General features: G+C 53.9%; 14 protein-coding genes. 12 read left to right on the top strand and 2 right to left on the bottom strand.

Going from position 1 to position 21,611, the window contains the following annotated elements:
• Nucleotides 1-138: 138 nt before the first annotated feature.
• The gene (locus tag BD749_RS00245; RefSeq protein ID WP_101442383.1) at nucleotides 139-417 is read left to right on the top strand and encodes a GNAT family N-acetyltransferase; all 279 of its coding nucleotides are present in this window, start codon (nucleotides 139-141) and stop codon (nucleotides 415-417) included.
• A gap of 1 nt (nucleotide 418) precedes the next feature.
• Here BD749_RS00245 and BD749_RS00240 read toward each other — a convergent pair whose 3' ends face one another.
• Entirely contained in the window at nucleotides 419-649 is a 231-nt protein-coding gene (locus BD749_RS00240; protein WP_101442382.1) for a hypothetical protein, read from the bottom strand.
• Nucleotides 650-872: 223 nt separating this feature from the next.
• Between BD749_RS00240 and BD749_RS00235 the strand changes: the two genes are divergently transcribed.
• The 9 genes from BD749_RS00235 to BD749_RS00195 all read left to right on the top strand — a co-directional run bounded on the left by BD749_RS00235 (nucleotide 873) and on the right by BD749_RS00195 (nucleotide 12,540).
• Nucleotides 873-2,483 (top strand): alpha-amylase family glycosyl hydrolase, encoded by a 1,611-nt coding sequence (locus tag BD749_RS00235; protein ID WP_101442381.1) that lies wholly within the window; start codon nucleotides 873-875, stop codon nucleotides 2,481-2,483.
• A gap of 71 nt (nucleotides 2,484-2,554) precedes the next feature.
• Complete coding sequence (gene treZ, locus BD749_RS00230; RefSeq protein WP_101442380.1) at nucleotides 2,555-4,402, top strand: malto-oligosyltrehalose trehalohydrolase; 1,848 nt, start codon at nucleotides 2,555-2,557, stop codon at nucleotides 4,400-4,402.
• Between the two features lie 50 nt (nucleotides 4,403-4,452).
• Nucleotides 4,453-4,893, top strand: coding sequence for a DinB family protein (locus tag BD749_RS00225; RefSeq protein WP_101442379.1), 441 nt, complete (start codon nucleotides 4,453-4,455; stop codon nucleotides 4,891-4,893).
• Between the two features lie 114 nt (nucleotides 4,894-5,007).
• Nucleotides 5,008-5,469 carry a GbsR/MarR family transcriptional regulator gene (locus BD749_RS00220; RefSeq protein WP_101442378.1) on the top strand — a complete coding sequence of 154 codons (462 nt, stop codon included), beginning with the start codon at nucleotides 5,008-5,010 and terminating at the stop codon, nucleotides 5,467-5,469.
• Between the two features lie 69 nt (nucleotides 5,470-5,538).
• The gene (locus BD749_RS00215) at nucleotides 5,539-6,891 is read left to right on the top strand and encodes a TolC family protein (protein ID WP_245868562.1); all 1,353 of its coding nucleotides are present in this window, start codon (nucleotides 5,539-5,541) and stop codon (nucleotides 6,889-6,891) included.
• 17 nt (nucleotides 6,892-6,908) lie between these two features.
• Nucleotides 6,909-7,964, top strand: coding sequence for an efflux RND transporter periplasmic adaptor subunit (locus BD749_RS00210; RefSeq protein ID WP_101442377.1), 1,056 nt, complete (start codon nucleotides 6,909-6,911; stop codon nucleotides 7,962-7,964).
• A 32-nt stretch (nucleotides 7,965-7,996) separates the two neighbouring features.
• Complete coding sequence (locus BD749_RS00205; protein WP_101442376.1) at nucleotides 7,997-11,176, top strand: efflux RND transporter permease subunit; 3,180 nt, start codon at nucleotides 7,997-7,999, stop codon at nucleotides 11,174-11,176.
• A gap of 93 nt (nucleotides 11,177-11,269) precedes the next feature.
• Entirely contained in the window at nucleotides 11,270-11,512 is a 243-nt protein-coding gene (locus tag BD749_RS00200; RefSeq protein WP_101442375.1) for an acyl carrier protein, read from the top strand.
• A gap of 557 nt (nucleotides 11,513-12,069) precedes the next feature.
• The gene (locus BD749_RS00195) at nucleotides 12,070-12,540 is read left to right on the top strand and encodes a YbhB/YbcL family Raf kinase inhibitor-like protein (RefSeq protein ID WP_101442374.1); all 471 of its coding nucleotides are present in this window, start codon (nucleotides 12,070-12,072) and stop codon (nucleotides 12,538-12,540) included.
• Here BD749_RS00195 and BD749_RS00190 read toward each other — a convergent pair.
• Nucleotides 12,527-13,822: a hypothetical protein gene (locus tag BD749_RS00190; RefSeq protein ID WP_101442373.1), complete on the bottom strand. Its 1,296-nt coding sequence runs from the start codon at nucleotides 13,820-13,822 to the stop codon at nucleotides 12,527-12,529. The two genes, BD749_RS00195 and BD749_RS00190, sit on opposite strands and share 14 nt — an antisense overlap.
• 242 nt (nucleotides 13,823-14,064) lie before the next feature.
• Between BD749_RS00190 and BD749_RS00185 the strand changes: the two genes are divergently transcribed.
• Both BD749_RS00185 and tamL read left to right on the top strand, forming a co-directional pair.
• Nucleotides 14,065-19,188, top strand: a complete 5,124-nt coding sequence (locus tag BD749_RS00185) for a translocation/assembly module TamB domain-containing protein (RefSeq protein ID WP_317046344.1) — start codon at nucleotides 14,065-14,067, stop codon at nucleotides 19,186-19,188.
• A gap of 13 nt (nucleotides 19,189-19,201) precedes the next feature.
• Nucleotides 19,202-21,583, top strand: a complete 2,382-nt coding sequence (gene tamL / locus BD749_RS00180; protein ID WP_101442371.1) for a translocation and assembly module lipoprotein TamL — start codon at nucleotides 19,202-19,204, stop codon at nucleotides 21,581-21,583.
• Nucleotides 21,584-21,611 lie beyond the last annotated feature (28 nt).

Here is a 21,611-nt window from a genome sequence, read left to right as displayed (position 1 = left end):
ATTGTACTCCATCAATCCGCCACGGGTTATAAATATCTGTCTGCAAATTACATTAAAAATTAATTTCTCCCGAAACGGATCTGTTAACACCTTACACCGGCCGGACGTATACCTGTTCCGAACCACTTACCCAATCCCATGGAAATCATTCACGACGAAGAAGACACCCGCTTTTACATGACCCTCGATGGCGGCGAGGCCGAGCTCACCTACACCATCACCGACAATGGCCACATGGACTTCGACCATACCTATGTGCCCGAGCAACACCGCGGCCAGGGCATAGCCGACCGACTGGTGAAAGAGGGCCTGGAGCATGCCAGGGCCTGCAAATGCATGATCGTGCCCTCCTGCCCTGTCGTGGAAGCCTACGTGAAGCGGCACAAAGAGTACGATGACATCGTAAATTGGGACTAAGCTATACCTGCCGCTCTGGCTTCATGGGCCGGAGCAGTAGCCAGAGCACCAGGCCGACAGGCCATACCATGAGCAGCACCATCAGGGCCACCAACCAGGGAGACTTGCCCCTGCGGCGGGCATCGTAATAAGACCAGATGACGCTCCACACCACAAATACCAGCAACACGATTCCCGTCAGGATGCCGATGAGGCCAAGGCCCGTGAAAAAGGATGAGAAACTTTGCTCCATAGCTTTCCAGATCAGTTAGTTATAACGCAGGCGCTGTTGTCTGGTTCAGGCTGTCCCTATACCTTGAGGGCGCAAGAGTAGGTTGCAACTATGCCAGTGGCCACAACACCTGGAACAGCTGTACTTTAGGGCAAATCTATACCTGGCCTGCTGATTCTATCGTACACGGAAATTTAATAAGTGGATCGGCTCATGGCCGATCGGCACACGAAACCAACAAACTATGAAAGACGCGGAACAAAAACACCTGTGGTGGCAGGAAGGAGTTATTTACCAGATCTACCCCCGATCCTACCAGGACAGCAACGGCGATGGCGTAGGCGACCTGCAGGGCATCATTCAGCGGCTCGACCATATCAAGTCGCTGGGTATAAAGGCCATCTGGATCTCTCCGATCTTCTCCTCCCCCATGGCCGATTTTGGCTACGACATCTCTGACTACTGCGATATCCACCCGCTGTTCGGCACCATGGACGATTTCGACGAGCTGCTGCAGGCCGTGCACGAGCGCGATATGAAACTGATCCTTGACCTGGTGCCCAACCATACCTCCGACGAGCATCCCTGGTTCAAAGAGTCCCGCTCATCCAAAGACAACCCGAAGCGCAACTGGTACATCTGGCAGGATGCCAATGCAGATGGTTCTGAACCGAATAACTGGCTTAGTGTGTTTGGCGGCAGCGCCTGGGAGTGGGATGAGAAAACCGGGCAGTACTACTATCACGCTTTCCTGAAAGAGCAGCCCGACCTGAACTGGCGCAATCCCGAGGTGCAGGAGGCCATGCTGAATGTCATGCGCTTCTGGCTCGACAAGGGCGTGGACGGTTTTAGGGTAGACGTGATGTGGCACATGATCAAGGACGACCAGCTGCGCGACAACCCGGTGAACCCGAACTACAAAGCGCACCAAGCCACCTACGAAAAATTGATTCCGGCCTACTCCACCGACCAGCCCGAGGTGCACGACATTGTGCACAAAATGCGCAGGGTGCTCGACAGCTACGATGAGCGCATGATGATCGGTGAGATCTACCTGCCCATCCATAAACTGATGACCTACTATGGCACTGACAAAAACGGGGCGCACCTGCCTTTTAACTTCCTGCTGCTCTCCATCGACTGGGACGCCACGGAGATCTCCTCGAACATAAACCAGTATGAAGGCGCCCTGCCGGATGGCGGCTGGCCGAACTGGGTGCTGGGCAACCACGATCAGCCTCGCATCACGAGCCGGGTGGGCAAGGCGCAGGCCCGGGTTGCGGCCATGCTGCTGCTCACTCTGCGCGGCACGCCCACCATTTACTATGGCGATGAGATCGGGATGCGGGACGTGCCCATTCCGCCGGACGAAATTCAGGACCCGCAGGGGCTCAACATGCCAGGCCTCAACCTGAGCCGTGACCCGCAGCGCACCCCCATGCAGTGGGACAACAGCGAGAACGCCGGGTTCACCCAAAGCAAACCCTGGTTACGCCTGCCCGAAGACTACCGCCGCGTGAACGTGAAGGCACAACTGGAAGATGAGTTCTCGATCTATGCACTTTACAAACGCCTGATCAAGCTGCGCCAGGATGAGCCGGCCCTGCACATCGGGAGTTACAGGCCCGTGGTAGCTACTGGTCCGCTTTTGGCCTACCTGCGCTACACCGGGGAGCAGCGCTTCCTGATTCTGCTAAACCTGAGCCACAAGCCCTGCCATTTTGCGCCGGAGCACTTCAGTTTTGAAGGGACCATTGTGATCGACACCTTGCCCGAACGCGAGGGAGGAAAAGTGAGAAAGCATGTAAGCCTGAGTGGAGACGAGGGGATGATCATCCGGCTGAACACGGCTTAGCACAGGTATAGCACCCTGCATTGACATTATAAATAAGCTTTGAATTAAAATCCTATACCTACAGCACAGCTATGAAAAAAGCGGGGGCAATATATCTGGGCCATGGCAGGTGCCGGTTCACGGTGTGGGCGCCGGAGAAGCAGCAAATGTTGCTCCACCTGGTTCATCCGGAGGATCGCAAACTGCCGATGCAGCCAGATGGTGGGGGCTACCTTACCCTGGAAGTGGAGGCCGCCTATCCGGGTACCCGCTACTTTTACATGCCCGACGGCAAGCGGGATTACCCTGACCCGGCCTCTTTTCATCAGCCGGACGGCGTGCACCTGGCCTCGGCAGTAGTGGACCATGCCGCCTATACCTGGCAGGACAGTAACTGGCGCGGACTCCCCTTCCAGGACCTGGTGCTTTACGAACTCCATGTGGGCACCTTTACCCCCGAAGGCACATTTGCAGCCATTATCCCACGCCTGGAGGAGCTGGCCGAGACAGGTATAAATGCGATCGAACTGATGCCGGTAGCCCAGTTCCCGGGGAGTCGCAACTGGGGCTACGACGGGGTATACCCTTATGCGGTGCAAAATTCCTACGGCGGACCGGAGGGCCTGAAACTTTTGGTAGATGCCTGCCACGCCAGAGGTATAGCTGTTTTTCTGGATGTGGTATACAACCACCTCGGGCCCGAAGGTAATTACCTGTCACAGTTCGGGCCTTACTTCACAGATCATTATAAATCCCCCTGGGGAGATGCCCTGAATTTCGACGGGGGATGGTCAGATGGGGTGCGTTCCTATATCTCAGAAAATCCGCTGTACTGGTTTGAGCACTATCACCTCGACGGCCTTCGTTTCGACGCCATCCATGCCGTGATCGACAACGGCGCGGTGCATATCTGGGAGCAGATCCACCAGCAAGTAAAGAAGCTCGAGCAGCGCCTGGGCCGCCGGCTATACCTGACCGCCGAAAGCGATTACAATAGTCCGCGTGTGGTGAAGACGCCAGAAATGGGTGGCTTTGGCTTCGATGCCCAGTGGCTCGACGATTTTCACCATGCCCTGTACGTACTGCTCGACAAAAAAGGGCAGGAACGCTACATCGATTTCGGCAAGATGGAGCAATTGGTCAAAGCCTATAACGATGGGTTTGTGCATAGCGGCGAGTACGTCAGTTTCCGGAAGAGACGGCACGGGGCTTCCTCGGCAGGTATACCCGGCGATCGGTTCGTTGCCTTTAACCTCAACCATGACCAGGCTGGCAACCGGGCCAAAGGCGAAAGGCTTTCAGTGCTGGTGAACACTGAAAGGCTGAAACTGGCCGCAGCGGCTTTGCTGCTTTCCCCCTATGTGCCGCTGCTGTTTATGGGAGAAGAGTATGCCGAGGAGGCACCTTTTTTCTATTTCGTGAGTCACTCCGACAAAGACCTGATACACGCCGTGCGCGAAGGCCGGCGAAAAGAATTCGCCAGTTACAAATGGGAAACAGAACCACCCGATGCTCAGGCCGTGGAGACTTTTGAAAGTTCTAAGCTGCATTGGGAAAAGCGGCGGCATGGTAAGCACCGCCTGTTGCTGGACTGGCACCGGGAGCTCATCAAACTGCGTCGTACGCACCCGGTATTGCAGGAGGTCAGCAAAAACAGTGTGCGGGCGCACGTGATCGGCAGCCAAGGACTAATGCTGCACCGCCAAACCGAGGACGGCCAGCAGCATCTGGTTTGCCTGTTCAACTTTTCAGAGCGCCCCCTCTCCTGCCCCCTGCCCGACTGGTCCCCAACCTGGCAACTCCTGCTGGACTCCACCGCAGCCAAGTGGCAGCTCCGGAAAAAGAGCCCCGGTGAGCCTATACCTGACAAAGAAAAGTCAAACGCGCCCATACAGATTCCTCCACTGGCGGTGCTGATGTTTGAAGCTGGACAGGTATAACGAGGATGCAGTTGATGATAAAAAAATGACAGAAACAAATCCGGCAGCATATGACAACAGAACTTCGCACTTTGTTCGAGCGGGAACTGGACAGGCTCACAGAAGAGATCCGGGCTTTTGAACAAGAGGAAAGTTTATGGAAAACCGAGGGGCAGATAAGCAATACGGCCGGCAACCTCTGCCTGCACTTGGTCGGCAACCTCAATACCTACATTGGGGCCATACTGGGGCAGAGCGGCTATATAAGAAATCGCGAAGCGGAATTCAACCTCCGCAATCTTCCCAGAAAAGAGTTGCTCGAACAGATTGCGGATGTCAAAGAAATTGTGTCCCACACACTTGGTTCTATCGTACCTGAGCAGTTACAGGAAACTTACCCGCAGGAGGTGTTGGGTTTTGACACGACGGTCGGTTATTTCCTGATCCATCTCTACGGCCATCTGAACTACCACCTTGGCCAGATCAATTACCTCCGGCGCATGTTGGAGTAGGTTAATGAATGCAGAGAGAAAATAATAGAAAAAATTAGTTCTGTAAATTATGAACTAATGAAACTAACCACTACCTTTGCATCGTTTAATCTATGTAAAGAGAAAACAAAGGACATGACATTAAGCAACGAACAAAGGCAACTAATTGAGGAATTCGGCATTTATCAGGAGAACAATGGCTTTCAGCCAGCTGTAGCCCGTGTCATGGGACTTCTGCTCGTAAGCGATCGTGCAGAGCTTACCTTTGATGAAATCAGTGAGGCACTCAATATCAGCAAAAGCGCCACCAGCAATGCCCTTAACATGTTGCTGAACACCGGTCATATCGAGTACACTACCTTCTCAGGCGATCGCAAGCGTTATTTCCGCATCAAGTCGTCTAACTGGCGTGATCTTTTTGAAAAGAAAATGCAAGACTTGAGCTACCTGAACGGGCTTCTGAAACGCGTGCTGGAAGTAAGGAATCGGGAGCTGCCTATTTATGACGCTAAGCTGAATGATTTCATCAGCTTCATGGATTATTTGAAAGACAGAATGCCATCCCTGATTACCGAGTGGGAGAAATCCAGAACCTAATTTTTTTGTTTACTTAGTTCTATAATTTCAGAACTTACTAATTACATCTAAACACAATAAACCAACAACGTGAAAATCAAATATTTAGTAGTCGGATTGGCCATGCTTTTCGTGAAGCCGGTTGTGGCGCAGGAAAAGCCCGATGTGCGGACGCTGAGTCTGCAGGAGGCCATTACCTATGCGCTGGAGCATAACGAGGACATGCAAAAGGCTTCGTATGACCAACTGAGCGCCAAATACATGGTCAAGGAGGCCAAAAGCAGTGGCTTGCCGCAGATAAATGCCTTCGGTAACTTCAATATGTACCCGGCCATACCGGTGCAGGTGATCCCCAATGTGTTTGAGGGCAAGCCAGACGAGATGATCCCGGTGCAGTTCGGCACCAAATACAACGCCTCTGGCGGTATACAGCTTTCCCAGCTGCTGTTCAACCAGTCGTACTTTGTGGGGTTAAAAGCCGCCAAGAGCAGCGAGGACCTGTACCGCTTGCGCAAGACCATGACGGAAGAGGAAGTAATGTACAACGTAAGCTCTTCTTATTTCCAGATTCTGCAGACCAAAGAGCAGTTCGAGATCATCAACGCCAACCTGGCCCGCCTGGACCAATTGAACAAGATCCTGCAGCTGCAGTACGAGAACGACCTGGCCCGCAAGGTGGATGTGAACCGCATCAAGGTAAACAAGACCAACCTGGAAACACAGCTACAAACGCTTACCAGTGCGCTCGACCAGCAGATGAACGTGCTGAAGTTTTTCATGGGCATGCCGCTGGAAGAGGGCATTGCACTGACCGACGCTGCGATCACACTCGATACGGGGGTTGCCGCCTTCAACAGCAGCAAGGACCTGGTGCAGGGACAAACGCAACTGGAGCTGCTCAGCAAACAGACCGAACTGACCGATTTGCAGTTGCAGAACATCAAGTCGGGGTACTACCCTACCCTATCCGCCACCGGTACTTTCCAGTACAACGCCATGCGCAAGGAGTTCAACTTCTTCGACTCTAGTCAGCCTTGGTTTAGTACTGGCATTGTGGGGCTGCAGCTTAACATCCCGATCTTCGACGGCATGCGCAAGCACGCGCAGGTGAAACAGACTGAGTATACGCTGAAGTCGCTGGAGGCGGACCGTCAGAAACTGACCAAAAACCTGGAAGTGGAACTGGAGAACTCGATCAGCCAGCTGAAGAACAGCTCTTCGTCCATTGCGGCGCAGGAGCAGAATGTGGCCCTGGCCCAGGAGGTATACGACACCACCAATGAACTCTACAAAGAAGGCATCTCTCCGCTGACTGACTTGCTGGAGGCAGAGGTGAGCCTGCGCGAAGCAAAAACAAATCTGAACAACGAAATGCTGAAGTATCAGTTGGCCCAACTCGGCTACCTGAAAGCAACCGGCGACCTAAACACATTAATTAAATAAGCATCACAAAGAATAAAATGAAAAAGCTGATTTATATCGTAGTTGTTATTGCTATTCTGGGCGCTATAGGCTTTAAGCTGTCGAGCAACAAAGAGCAGATGGCCGCCAACGCAGCCGTAGCCTCCATCAAGAGCGAAGCTATACCTGTTACCATTACCGAAGTAGCCTCTGCCAAACTCGATAAGTCTTTTACGGCGCAAGGTAACTTCGCCCCGATCCAGAGCCTGACGCTGCTCTCCGAAACGCAGGGCCAGATCAAAAGCGTGCTCAAGCGCAAAGGCGACAAAGTGAAAGCCGGCGAACTGCTGGTGCAGGTAGAGAGCAACACCATGGCCGCTGACCTGGCTACGGCACAGACAAATGCTGAAAAGGCCAAGCGCGACCTGGAGCGTTTCGAGAACCTGGCTGCCGGCGATGCGATCACCAAGCGCCAACTGGAAGACGCACGACTCAATGCCAAGGCAACAGAAGCACAGCTGGTAGCTGCCCGACAGCGCTTAACCAAGACCCGCATCACAGCCCCTATCAGCGGCGAGATCAACGAGATTTACGTGGAGGTTGGCTCATACCTGAACCCAGGTACCAAGCTGTACGACATTGTGAACGTGGACAAGCTGAAACTGAAAGTAAAAGCCTCTGAAAGCGAAGTGCTGCTGATCAACAAAGGCGACAAAGTAAAAGTAAAAGCCGACGCTGGTGCAGGCCAGGAGTACGAAGGCGTGGTAACGGCCATCGCTGCCCAGGCTGACCCTACCCTGAAGTTTGACGTGGAGGTGGAAGTGAAGAACGCCGCGAACAACAACCTGCGTGCCGGTATGTACGGTACCGCTTTCTTCGATGTGGCTGACCAGCGCGACGCCATGCTGTTGCCGCGTGAAGCCATAGTAGGCAGTATCCAGAACCCGTTGGTGTATGTGGTGAAAGACGGCCTTGCCAGTCAGCGCCCGGTACGTGTAGGCGTGGTAACGCAGGACAAGGTAGAGATACTGGATGGCGTGCAGCCAGGCGAGCAGATCGTGAAAAGCGGCCAGATCAACCTGCGCGAAGGCATGAAAGTGACCGTGCTGAAGTAACAGACATTCTTCTTTCTTAAGAACATTTAGAAATGAACATAACCAAAATATCCATACAGCGCTCCACCCTGGTGGTGGTGGTTTTCACGGTGCTCACACTGCTGGGTATAGTGAGCTATCAGGCGCTGAATTATGAACTTCTTCCGAAGTTCAACCCGCCGGTACTGACCATCTCTACCATTTACCCGGGTGCCTCCCCTAACGAGGTGGAGAACTCCGTGACCAAAGAGATAGAGGAAGCCCTCTCGGCACTCGAGAACGTGAAAACGATGCGAAGCACCTCGCTGGAGAGCTTCTCCATCATTGTAGTGGAACTGAACCAGGGCACGAACGTAGACCTGGCCCTGCAGGACGCGCAACGTAAGATAAACACCATTCTGGCTAACCTGCCGGATGATGCCGAGTCGCCTACCCTGAACAAGTTTGACCTCGACGACCTCCCGATCATCAAGATGGGTGCCACGGCCAACATGTCGCCGACCGAGTTCTATGACCTGATCGACAAAAAGATCAAGCCGGAGCTTTCGCGCATACCAGGTATGGCTGCCATCAAAATTCTGGGTGGCCAGGAGCGTGAGATCAAGGTGAACATCGATGCCAACAAACTGGAGGCTTATAACCTCTCCATCCTGCAGGTACAACAGAAGATCCGTAACTCAAACCTCGACTTCCCTACCGGTAAGATCAAGCAGGAAAGCGGCCAGACGCAGATCCGTCTGGCAGGTAAGTTCCAGTCGCTGGACCAGCTGCGCAACCTCATCGTGCGGGAAGACCAGAACGGCATCGTGCGCCTGGCCGACGTAGCCGAAGTACAGGACACGCAGAAAGACATTGAAGTACTGACCCGCGTGAACAGCAGCCCCTCAGTGGGTATCACCATACAGAAGCAATCGGACGCCAACGCCGTGGAGGTGAGCCGTCTGACAAAAGAAGCGCTGGCTAACCTGGAGAAAACGTACGCCGATGTGGGGCTGAGCTTTAACATCGCCAACGACTCCTCTGACTTTACGCTGGAGGCTGCTGACTCAGTGATCCATGACCTGATGATCGCGGTGATCCTGGTGGCGGTGGTGATGCTACTCTTCCTGCACTCCTTCCGCAACGCTGTGATTGTGATGATCTCTATACCTGCCTCCTTGGTGGCGACTTGCATCTTCATGTACTTGTTCGGCTACTCGCTTAACCTGATGTCGCTGCTTGCCCTTTCACTGGTGGTAGGTATTCTGGTGGACGACGCCATTGTGGTAATTGAGAACATTCACCGCCACATGGAGATGGGCAAAAAGCCTGCGCAGGCTGCCTACGACGGTATCAGGGAGATCATGGCGACTGTAACCTCGATCACACTGGTAATTACGGTAGTGTTCATCCCGATTGCCCTTTCATCGGGTCTGGTATCCGATATTCTCCGCCAGTTTGCGGTGGTGGTGGCCGTGTCGACGATGATCTCGCTTTTCGTAGCCTTCACCCTGATTCCGCTGCTGGCCAGCCGTTTCTCACGCCTGGAGCACTTGTCTGACAAAAACATCTTCGGACGTTTCATCCTGGCCTTTGAGCGTGTCCTCGACCGCATCATTGATGGCTTTACGGCAGCGCTTCAATGGGCCTTCAACCACAAGTTCATTACCCTGGGGGTAACGATGATCTTACTGGTCGCTTCGTTTGCACTGGTGCCGCTGGGCTATATCGGATCGGCGTTTATACCTGCCGGTGACCGTGGTGAGGTGAGCTTGCAGCTCGAATTGCCGAAGAACTCGACAGTAGAGCAAACCAACTTTGCAACGCGCCAGGTGGAGCAATACCTGGAGACTTTTCCGGAAGTGGAGAAAGTATTTACCACAGTAGGTACTACCTCTTCTGCTCAGCAGGGCCAGAACACGGCCTATAAATCAGAAGTATCGGTGACGCTGGTAGACGTGAAAGAGCGTACGTTCAGCACCGACCAGTTCAGCCGCCAGGCCAAGGCCGATATTGAGAGCAAGCTGCCGAACGTGGAAGTAACGCCGGTGCCGGTTGGTCTGGTAGGTAACTCACAGTCCCCTATCCAGCTGATTATCTCGGGCTCTAACCTGGACAACGTGATGGCTTTCTCACAGCAGGTAATGGGTATCGTGGAAGGCGTAGCTGGTACGGCCGACGTGGAAATGTCGGTAGAGGGTGGTAACCCGGAGATTGAAGTAGTAGTGGACCGAGACAAGATGGCCAACGTAGGCCTGTCGCTGGAGAACGTGGGTGCGAGCATGCAGCTGGCCTTTAACGGTAACTCCGATGTGACCTTCCGCTCCGGCACCGAAGACTACGACATCAACATTCGACTCGACGAGTTTGACCGTCGCAGCGTAACCGACATTGCCAACCTGTCCTTCGTGAACAATACCGGACAACTGGTGCGCCTCGGTCAATTTGCCGACATCCGCCAGTCTACGGGTCCTTCTCAGTTGGAGCGCTACAACCGCGTGACATCCGTGAACGTGAACTCACAGGTAATCGGTCGTCCGTCCGGTTCGATCGGTGCCGAGATTCAGGAGAAACTGGCCGCAGTGGAAATTCCGAAAGGCGTTAGCTTCGAGTTCGGTGGCGACATGAAAAACCAGAGCGAGGGTTTCGGTACGCTGGGTATTGCCCTGTTGGCCTCGATCATTTTCGTGTACCTGATCATGGTCGCCCTTTACGACTCGTACGTGTATCCACTGGTGGTACTCTTTTCTATCCCGTTGGCGATCATTGGTGCCTTGCTGGCCCTCGCGCTGGCATCGCAGGCCCTGAGTATCTTCTCGATCCTGGGTATCATCATGATGATCGGTCTGGTAGCGAAGAACGCCATCATGGTGGTGGACTTCACGAACAAGCTCAAAGCCGAGGGCGTGGAAGTGAAAGAAGCCCTGACTGAAGCCGTGAGAATCCGTTTCCGTCCGATCCTGATGACAACACTGGCAATGGTGATCGGTATGTTGCCGATCGCATTGGCGGGTGGCTCTGTGGCCGCCACCAAGAACGGTCTGGCATGGGCTTTGATCGGGGGTCTGAGCTCTTCGATGTTCCTGACCCTGATCGTGGTGCCGATCATCTACTACGGCTTCGACCGCATCCTGGCTAAGTTCGGCTGGGACAAGAAGACCGTGATCGAGCTGGAAGAGAAGTCGCTGGAAGAATTGGAGCACGAGACACGCGAGCTCGAAGAAAAGAAAATGGCGCACGAGTTTGCGCACTAAGAACTTAAACCTAACCCCACTGCTCCTGCCGTTTCAGGCAGGAGCAGCTAAGGGAAATGCGAAGTTCAATACTACTGTTAAATTTTTATACTTATGGCAGATCCTAGAACTATCCTGTACAAAGAGGTGATAAATTTGGTAAGCAGGTTAAAAGCAATAGCTCCCCATAAACTCTCGGGCCCCAAAGGGCTTTGGGAAAATGGGATGGACATAGTGGATGTGGTGGACATTATTCTGGCGGTAGAAAAGCGGTTTAATGTCGTGATTCCGGACGAGGTACCGGTCTACTCAATTGACGACCTGGTGAATTATCTGCAGTTAAGCACTGTCAGATAAGCTGAAAATTTCCCATATGATTTATGCCAAAAAAGGTGCAGGATAATGTCCTGCACCTTTTTTTATGGCGTCAGTCGCGGGCGAAGTCCGCGGGCTGGCAACACAAACAGTTTCTTCCCCTTACAGTTGATAGCGATCGTACTTGCGGCTCTTTCGGTCTTCCTTCCCATACATGTAGTACAAAAGGTAGCCTACCCCATAAACTGCCAGTACTGTTAAGATGATAAATTTCTCCATAACCTGATGCATTTTTATCCGAGTTGCCTAATATACGAAAGTTAGTAGGTTCTGGCTAATTCTCAATTATTTATAAAAAAATCTTTTCAAAAATCTTCTGATCGCAGCCATTGCCGACTAATCAGCCTGCTATAAGTTGAATTTATACCATAATTAATAAAATAATTAGTAAATATATGCTTTTTTTTATTAGAAAAATCAACCTTTATAAGGATACGAAGTTATTATATAATTATAAAACTGATAACTTGAAATGCTCCGGTCACGCTCCACCCTTCTGAACAGCATACCCTTAACCACTTGAAAGGAACTGAAATATTATGCAGTCAAGAAACCAAGGAAAGCTATACCTTACAAGTCCCGCCTTCTCGCAGGGCGAGCGAATTCCCACCCGCTATACCTGCGATGGGGAGAATATCAGTCCGCCGCTGGAGATCAGGAACCTGCCCAAGTATACCGAGAGCATCGTGGTGATTGTGGAGGACCCGGATGCCCCGCGCGGCATCTGGACGCACTGGTTAATGTGGAACATACCGCCCTCCAACCTGATTGAGGAAGGAGAAGTGCCGGGTATACAGGGAACCAATGATTTTGGGAGGCTGCACTATGGTGGCCCCTGCCCTCCCCAAGGGCTACACCACTACTACTTCCGGATATACGCCCTCGATGTGATGCTTAATATTAAGGAAGGAACCGGCCGCCAGGCATTGCTCCGCGTACTCGGGCCACACGTGCTCGCCATGGGCGAACTGATGGGGGTGTACAGCCGCTACAATGTTATGATGGCGTAGCGGGGTGCCACTGGGCCATGTGATGGGCATGGGTATGTAAATAGGCTCGGGGCTGGTAAAACTTGTCATAAAAATCCAGATCGAGGTGGTGGGCTTGCAGATAGGTGCAGATGAACATGGACGGCACTGTGCCCGGAAACTTACCGAAGGTATCATACACATACTGCGCCTGCAAGGCCACACACTCCCTGAAAGCCTCGTCGTGCACCTGGGCTGCTCCTCTTACTTTTGCATTTTGTAGCCAGGGCCCGGGCGTTTCCTTATTGAACGGACCACCTGCCCCGAATTTTCGCTCACAAACCGCATCCACCGCCGCCCGCATTGTGGGGTAGTGAGGCGGACAAAATCCCTCCATCACGCCTGCCAGACCTGTCGGATTCGGGTATGGCCAGCGCTCATCTGTATCGTACCGAAACCCCAGCCCCTCCACTCCGGCCACGCCGCTTGCACCCAGCACACTGAAAGGATCAATGCCATCGTACATCCATCCGCCAAGCCCCATCGCCTGCAGCATCAAAGCGCCAGCATAGCATGAGGTTGCCATCTCAGCGGTTACCTCGGCCAGCGAAAGTTGCTCTACAAAAGTAATTGGCCAGACATTATGCACGTCAACCAGCTCCCCAAACTGCGCTATACCTGGAATAGCGCGTTTGTGCATGTCGTCGTACAGCACGAGCCCGTTTTGCAGCATGTAGCAAAGCGCCAACAGCACATGCTGGGCCAGGTCGGCCACCGGAATGACCAGAAGCGTGCCGGGCTGGTTTGTGACCCAGGTGTTGTGCGCTTCTACGAAAGGAACTTCAGCTGGAAGTTTCAGACGTCCGTCCTGTAACTTAGTTACCTGTCCTTGCATGGCCTCCAGTACACGTTCCAATTCCAAAGCGCCATCTGCTTTCCTGTCAGCAGCTGCTGGCGCATCGCGGTTGTTGAGTACATATACCCCGGTATCGTCTGTAAAAAAGGTCGTGGAGGTATGGAAACCTGCCGCGGAAGGAAAGGTGCGCCCGCCGGCAGCGGCGGCGTAATTGGAAAGGTGCGGTGCGTAACGCTGCGCCCTATAGATCATGTTGTGCCAGCCTGTGTTGCCAGCGCAGGCCGTCACGACCAGCAGTTTTTCCAGTTCGGAGAGCGGCAGTGGCGCATGCTTTGATTTGTAGGCAAAGACTCCGTCCGGAATCTCCGCTCCCATGAAAAAGCGACGGGAACGGCGACCCAATAAAGCCTCCACCAACCCAAAACCCAACATTTGCTCAAAACCTGGAGGTATAGCCGAAGTTGCCATAAGTAAACTCGATTAGCCGCTAATCTATTTTACTCAACATCATGATAGTTGTTTGTAAATTAGATAGTTAGTAGGGTGCTTTCACTAAAAATAGCCCTCAACCCTAATACAATTCTCAGCACTATCAAAGGGCCGTCGTATGCCTGCCTCCCACTCTCTCCACTTGCGTTCGATTATCATTAGTAAAAAATTCTATCCTTGTTAGCAATCTTTCGTAAAGTCAAACTGTAAATAAGAATCCTATCGCATCAGCTAAACATATCGGAAAGACCATTGCCAAGATAATACTATGGTTCCTGGCCATTGTAGTGGGCTTGTTATTGCTTATCATTATCGCGCTGCAGATTCCGAAAGTGCAAAATTTTGCTGCCCAAAAAGGGGCCTCATACCTGGCCGGCATGCTCGATACCCGGGTGGAGATCGGCCGCTTCAAAACGGATTGGCGCAATGCCATTGTGCTGGAGGATGTATACCTGGAAGACCAGCAGCAGGATACCCTTTGGTATAGCCAGCGCCTGGGGTTGGACCTTAAAATATGGTCGTTGCTGAGAGGCACAGTGAACATCAGCAAAATAGACCTGCAGCAGGCCACGCTCAACCTGCACATCCGACCCGACTCTACTTCCAACTTCGACTTTCTGGCCGAGGCTTTCGCCACCGATACCACCGCTTCTCAGCCCGCCGACACAACTGGCGCCATGCAGTTTGATCTGGGGCTGATCAACCTGGAAAACGTGTATGTAAACTTCAACGATGAGGCGGGGGGCAACCACATCAGGGCCAGGGTCGGCCAGCTCACCACCACCATGGAAGAGTTGAACCTGGAGGAGGAGATCTACCGCCTGGATGAAATTGAACTGCGCAACACAGGTATAAGCTATGTACAGACCAAGCTTCCGCCCGACGAAGAGCCGCAGCCGATCACCTTTAACTTTGGCATGAACGGGGTGGAAGTTGAAAATTTTGGCCTGAACTACGTCAGTATACCTGCCGACCAGCGCATCGAGCTGAAACTAGGCAAGTCGGAACTGACCGTCGATAACATCGATCTGCCGAACGCCCGTATTGACCTGCGCAGCTTCGATCTGCACAATTCGAAAGTGCTTTATGTGCAGGAGAAAATGAAACCGACCGACTCGCTGGCGGTAAACCCGGCCGAAACCATACGCAAGCTTGATGAGTCGGTGGAGAAGACGCAGGGACAGCCGGTGAAGTGGGTTGTGAACCTGGGCAAGCTGAACGTGACCGGCCTGGAGGCAGGTATGGATAACGCCGACGCACCGCGCCAGAAAAGAGGCATGGACTACAACCACCTGCGTTTCTCCAACATCGAACTGGATGCCGAGGACGTCAGGTATAGCCTGAACCAGATGGGCATGCAGCTCAACCAGCTCAAGCTCGAAGAGCAAAGCGGGTTCCGGGTCAACAATTTCCAGTCGGCTATCACGCTGGACTCGACCCACGCCCGACTGGCCGACCTTGACCTGCAGACTGGCAACAGCCGCATCAGCAAAGACCTGGCCCTGCGCTATACCTCCTGGGATGACCTGACCGACAACCTGGACGCCGTACAACTGGACCTTGACATTGACAACTCGCGCATCGGCATGCAGGATGCGCTTATATTCGCACCCAACCTCGCCGACAACCCATCGTTCCGCAAGATCGCCAATTCCACCATACGTTTGGACGGTCGCGCACAGGGCCGGCTGGACAACATCAGCATTCAGCAGCTGCAGGTAGCGGGTCTGCAGGGCACCACCGTGAACGTGACAGGCAACGTGCGCAACGCCATGGACCCTGAGCGCCTGTCCATGAACCTCGACATCAACCGCCTTGCCACCACCCGTACCGACATCCTGGCATTGGCTCCTCCAGGTACCATTCCGCCTGAGATCAGGATCCCCAACAACCTGAGCATGACGGGCAGGTATAGCGGCACACTCACCAACTTCGATCTGAACGCGGCCATCAGCAGCTCCTTCGGCAACCTGAATGCCGTGGTAGACATGGACGCAGGTCCCGCAGGTGCCGAGCCTTTCCGGGCGACGGTCAGGACATCCGGCTTTGATCTGAAGCAGCTCTTTACCGAGGACTATGGCGTGGGCCGGGTTGCGTTCGAGGCGACCGCGCAGGGCACAGGCCTGAGTCCTGAAACCATGCGCGCCGATGTGAAAGCCCGCATCAAAGAAGCGAATTACAACAACTACGCCTATAATAATGTGGATGTGGATGCCCGTATCGATCGTAACCTGTACCAGGTGGCGGCCCGCGCCCGCGACGAGAACCTGAACTTTGACCTGAAAGGCGACTTTAACCTGCGCAATACCGAGCGGGGTGAGTATGTCTTTGACCTGGACCTGAAAGGTGTGGATCTGAAAGCCCTCAATTTCTACGAAGAGGACCTGGGTATACGGGGCCAACTGCGCGGACGCTTTGCCGGCAAGGACGCCAGCGATATAAGCGGCACACTAGAGGGGGACCAGGTGCGGGTGCGCCTGCAGGGTGTCTCCTACCCGATCGACTCGCTGCAACTGACTCTGAACCAGAAAATGCCGGGCACAGCGATTGCACTTAACTCCAGCATCCTGAACGCCGACATGCGTTTCGCAAACGACCTGGCAGAACTACCCACTGCGCTGGCCAAGCACTTCTCCGCTTACTTCGACCTGCAACCCGATCCGCCTTACCCGGCCAACCTGAATCTGGGCGACTTTGAAGCCACGATGCTGGTCCGACGCCCGGATATCATTGCCTCGTTTGTGCCTGGTCTGGAAGATTTGCAGGTAAACGGTCCGGTTACGGCATCTTATAACGGCGAAACGCAGGAATTCGCCATGGATGCAAATGTTAGCCAGCTCACCTATACCGAATACAACATCCGGGATATGGCCCTGCAGGTGCGTGGCAACCGCGAACAGATGGGCTATGATCTGGGGGTGCGCGAAATCCGCTCCCCTTCCCTGCTCCTCAACAACGTGAACCTGAACGGGGCCGCCCGCGACAATGACCTTGTCACACGACTGGCCATAGCCGGCACCGACAGCGTAGAGCAGTTTGTGGTAGGTGGCGTACTCAACAGCCTCGGGCCAGGCTACCGTTTTGCCTTTAACCCGGAGCAGCTCGTAATCAACGGGGAAGCGTGGTCCGTACCGCAAGACAATTACCTGCAGTTCGATACGAATCTGCTCTATGCGCAGAACATCCGGCTGGAACGCAACGGCAATTACCTGCTCCTGAACAGCACCGGCCCGGTAAGCTCCAATGCACCCCTGCAGGTAGAGTTCGGCAACCTTGAGATCGGTCAGATCATGGCTTCGTTTCAGCAACAGGACAGCGTGATGACCGGTGTTTTGAACGGCACAGCCACCGTCACAGACCTGATGGCCGGCAACCCTGCTTTCACGGCAGACCTTACACTGACCGAGTTCGCCTACACTGGTATACCGATCGGTGACATCGCCCTGAAAGCCAACACAGCAGGCGCCAACCGCTACAACCTGAACATGGCGCTCACCGGAAATGGCAACGAAGTACTTGTTAGCGGCACTTACGAGATGCAGCCCGAAACCAGCCTGCTCAACCTGGATGCCAACATTGCCAATCTGAACCTGGCCTCCTTTGGCGGCTTCACGCAAGGTATGGTGAAGGACCTGGCCGGCAGTGCCAACGGCAGGTTGCGCATCACCGGCCCGCTCACACAGCCTGCCGTTCGGGGAAGTCTGGATTTCAACGAGGCGCAGTTCAACCCGACCATGCTCAACACACGCTATACCTTGCAGAACGAGCGGCTGGAGTTCAACGAGCGGGGCATCGGCATGCGCGACTTCACGCTGACCGACTCGTTGGGCAATACACTCGACATCAACGGGCAGATCCTGACTCAAAATTATACTGACTACACCTTTGATCTGCGCGCCCGAACCGACCGCTTCCTGGCCATGAACTCCACTGCCAACGACAACGACCTGTTTTACGGCAATGTGCAGATGGCCATGAAGGCTGCCATCACCGGCAGTATGCTTGAGCCGAACATTGAGGTGTTTGTCACCGTGCTCGACGGCTCCACCTTCACCACCGTGATCCCGGCAGATGGCGTAGCCGCGGCAGAGCGCGACGGGGTGGTAGAATACGTCACACTAAACGATTCCCTCAACGCCATCTTGCAGCGGGCAATTGAGGAAACCACTTCCGCCGGCTTTGTAGGGGCCAATATTGATGCCCAGATCACCGTGACCGATGCGACCACTGTCACCATTGTCATCGACCCGACCACGGGCGACAACCTGGTAGTGCGCGGCAGCGCCTCCCCGCTGTACATCGGCATCACCCCGAGTGGGCAGATCAGTATGAGTGGCCGCTACGAAATAACAGAAGGCAGGTATAGCATGGACTTCTATGACCTGGTGTCGCGGCAACTCGACATTGCCAAAGGCAGCTACATCAACTGGACCGGTGATCCGATGCAGGCCAACATGCAGATATCCGCTATTTACCGCTTACAGGCGGCCCCCATGGAACTCGTGGTCGACCAGGTGGATGCAGACCAGGCTTCCCTTAACCGTTACCGCAACCAATTGCCGTTCGAAGTCTTTGTAAATCTGAACGGTGAGCTGCTTAAGCCCGAGATCGGCTTTGACATACAACTGGAGGAGCAACGGCGCGGGGCCTTGGATGGTACCGTTGAGAGCCGCTTGGCCGCCTTGCGCCAGGATGAATCAGAGCTGAACAAGCAGGTGTTCTCGCTTCTGGTTCTGGGGCGCTTCCTGGCGCAGGACCCGCTGGCCAGTTCCGGTGGCGGCGGGTTGGGCTCTACGGCCCGCAACAGCCTCAGCCAGGTGATGACCGATCAGCTAAACCAGCTGACAAACCGCTATGCCGGCGGGCTTGGCCTGGAACTGGGTGTCAGCTCTTACGAAGATTACTCATCGGGCTCGGCCGAAGGCAGAACAGACCTGAACGTAGCCATGCGCCAGCAGTTCCTGGACGACCGCCTGACGGTGCGCGTCGGTACGGACATCGGACTGGAAGGCCAGAACGAACAGCAGCGCAACATGGGCGGCTTCGGCGGCGACGTGTCGGTGGAGTATTCGCTTACAAAAGACGGCCGTCTGCGGGTGCGTGGCTTTCAACGCAACCAGTATGAAGGCTTTCTGGAGGGCGATGTACGGGCCACAGGCCTCGCGCTGATCTTCGTGCGCGACTACGACAACTTCTCGGATCTGTTCCGCAGTCTCGAGAGACGGGAGATCCGCCGAGAAGAACGCCGCCTGGAAGAAGCCATAGAGTTTAACAGAAAGGAGAAGCGCAAAGAAGAGCAGGAAGCTGAACAAAAAGTAGAAGAAGTCATCAAAGAAGAAGAATAAGAACAAACCCTATATGACCACAGCTTTACGCTATACCCTGGTTGCTATATGTTGTCTGGTGCTGAGCTGGGTACTACCTGGTTGCAGCAGCTCTAAAACTGTACCGGAAGGTGATGCCCTGTTTGCAGGCTACAATGTGAAGGTGAACGATGAAAAGGACAGCAGCAAACGCGGAAAAGCGCTGGAAACCGAACTCAGCAACACTGTTCGCCCCAAGCCCAACGCCTCTATACTGGGGATGCGCCCTAAACTCTGGATATACAATGCCTTTTACACCGAAAAAGAAAAAGGGCTCAAAAACTGGATACAGAACAAGCTGGGCGAGCCACCGGTGCTGCTCTCCGAAGTGGATACAAGCAGCATAAACGAAGTGATGCAGGCCCGCCTGCACAACCGGGGCTATTTCTACAGCACTGTGCAGAGCGATACAACCATCAAGAAGAAGAAAGCCACCATCGACTGGAACGCGACCGTGCACGAGCCATACCGTATCCGACAAATTGCCTATACTGCCAGCGACTCGCTCCCCATCCAGACTGAGATCAAAAAGACGATTGCCAACTCGCTCCTCAAAAAAGGAGAGCCTTACGACCTGGACAAAATGATTGCTGAGCGCGGCCGCATCGACCAGGTACTGAAAAACAGGGGCTATTATTTCTTTGCACCCAATATGCTCATTTTCAGTGCCGACACCACAGTAGGAAACAAACAGGTGGATGTGCTGCTGCGTTTGAAACACGACTTGCCCGCGCATGCCCTGAAACCATACAAAATCGACGACATTTTCATCAATGCCAACTTTGTTCTGAATGACAGCCTCTCTGTAAGCGATACCTTGCGCTTTGATGCCTACAACTACATTCCGAACGAAAACTATGTACGGGCAAAGCATATTGTACCGGGCCTGTTTGTGGCCAAGGACAGTGTGTACAGCCGTCGAAACCACTTGCTTACGGTTAGCCGGCTGTCGGGACTGAGCGCCTATAAGTTTGTGAACCTGCAGTACGAGCGCGACACTTTGAAGGACGACCGCCTGGACGCCTTCATTTACATGACCCCAGACATGAAGAAATCACTGCGGGCAGAGGCTCAGATGGTGAGTAAATCCAACAACCTGGCGGGTCCGGGCATCTCTGTGTCTTTCCGGAACCGCAATGCCTTTAAAGGGTCTGAAGTGCTCACGCTGGACCTCACCGGTCGATTTGAAAACCAGGTGGGCGGCCAGCGGGCTGTTGCCAGCGGCGAGTCGGCATCGGAGAACACGGCAGGGCTTAACTCCTACGAACTGGGGGCACAGGCCAGCCTTACCTTCCCCAGGCTGGTGGCTCCTTTCAATCTGCCAAACCTGCGCTCGGCCTTTGTGCCGAAAACGCGCATCTCGCTCGGCTACAACTTCCTGAACAGGGTGCAGTTCTTTCAAATGAACTCGTTCAACGCCTCCTATGGGTATAACTGGCGACCGAAGCAAACCATCACGCACGACTTTACGCCTATCAACCTGCAGTACGTGCGGCTGGGGAACACAACCGCCGAGTTTGATTCGCTGCTGAACAACAATCCTTTTCTGAGAAGCAGTTTCGAGGAGCAGTTCATCATCGGTTCCATCTACCAGCATACCTTCAGCACACTGGGTCTAGAAAACAAGAAACATCAGTTCTTTAACGCCACTACCCTCGATGTATCGGGCAACGTGGTGAGCGGTTTGCAGTCGCTGCTGGGGAACGAAAAGCGCGATGACCAGGCTGACCCGCCTGTGCCGGCGCGTACCATCTTTAACCAGCCTTACTCGCAGTATACCCGCATCGACAACGATTTTAGGTACTACTACAACTTCTCGAAGACAAGCCAGCTGGCCACCCGCCTGATCGCCGGCGTGGGCTACCCTTATGGCAATTCCGTGACGATGCCCTATGTCAAGCAGTTTTCGATAGGCGGGCCGAACAGTATCCGGGCTTTCCGGGCGCGCAGCATCGGGCCGGGCACCTATAACGTGCCCGATACGCTGGCCTTCTCGTTCTTCGACCAGGTGGGTGACATCAAACTGGAGGCAAACGCCGAGTACCGGTTCCCGATTTTCGGGTTCTTCAGAGGGGCTGTTTTCCTGGATGCCGGCAATATCTGGCTCATCAACGAAACCTACGACCGCAATGGCAGCCTCGAAAAGCCTAAGTTCAAGGCCAGCAATCTCTTTCAGGAGCTGGCTGTCGGTACCGGCTTTGGCTTACGCGTGGACATTGAGTTCTTTGTCATCCGCTTTGATCTGGGTATACCGGTGCGGGTGCCCTACCTGCCTGAAGGCGATCGCTTCGTGCTCGACGATTTTAAATTCGGTTTCAACCCCAAACCGGGCCAGCATGGCATCGTGCTCAACATAGCCATCGGGTATCCATTTTAAGCACCGCTGTCAGGTATAACGGCTATAC

Source organism: Pontibacter ramchanderi, assembly GCF_002846395.1.
Taxonomy (GTDB): domain Bacteria; phylum Bacteroidota; class Bacteroidia; order Cytophagales; family Hymenobacteraceae; genus Pontibacter; species Pontibacter ramchanderi.
This window is presented reverse-complemented; position numbering and strand designations above follow the sequence as displayed.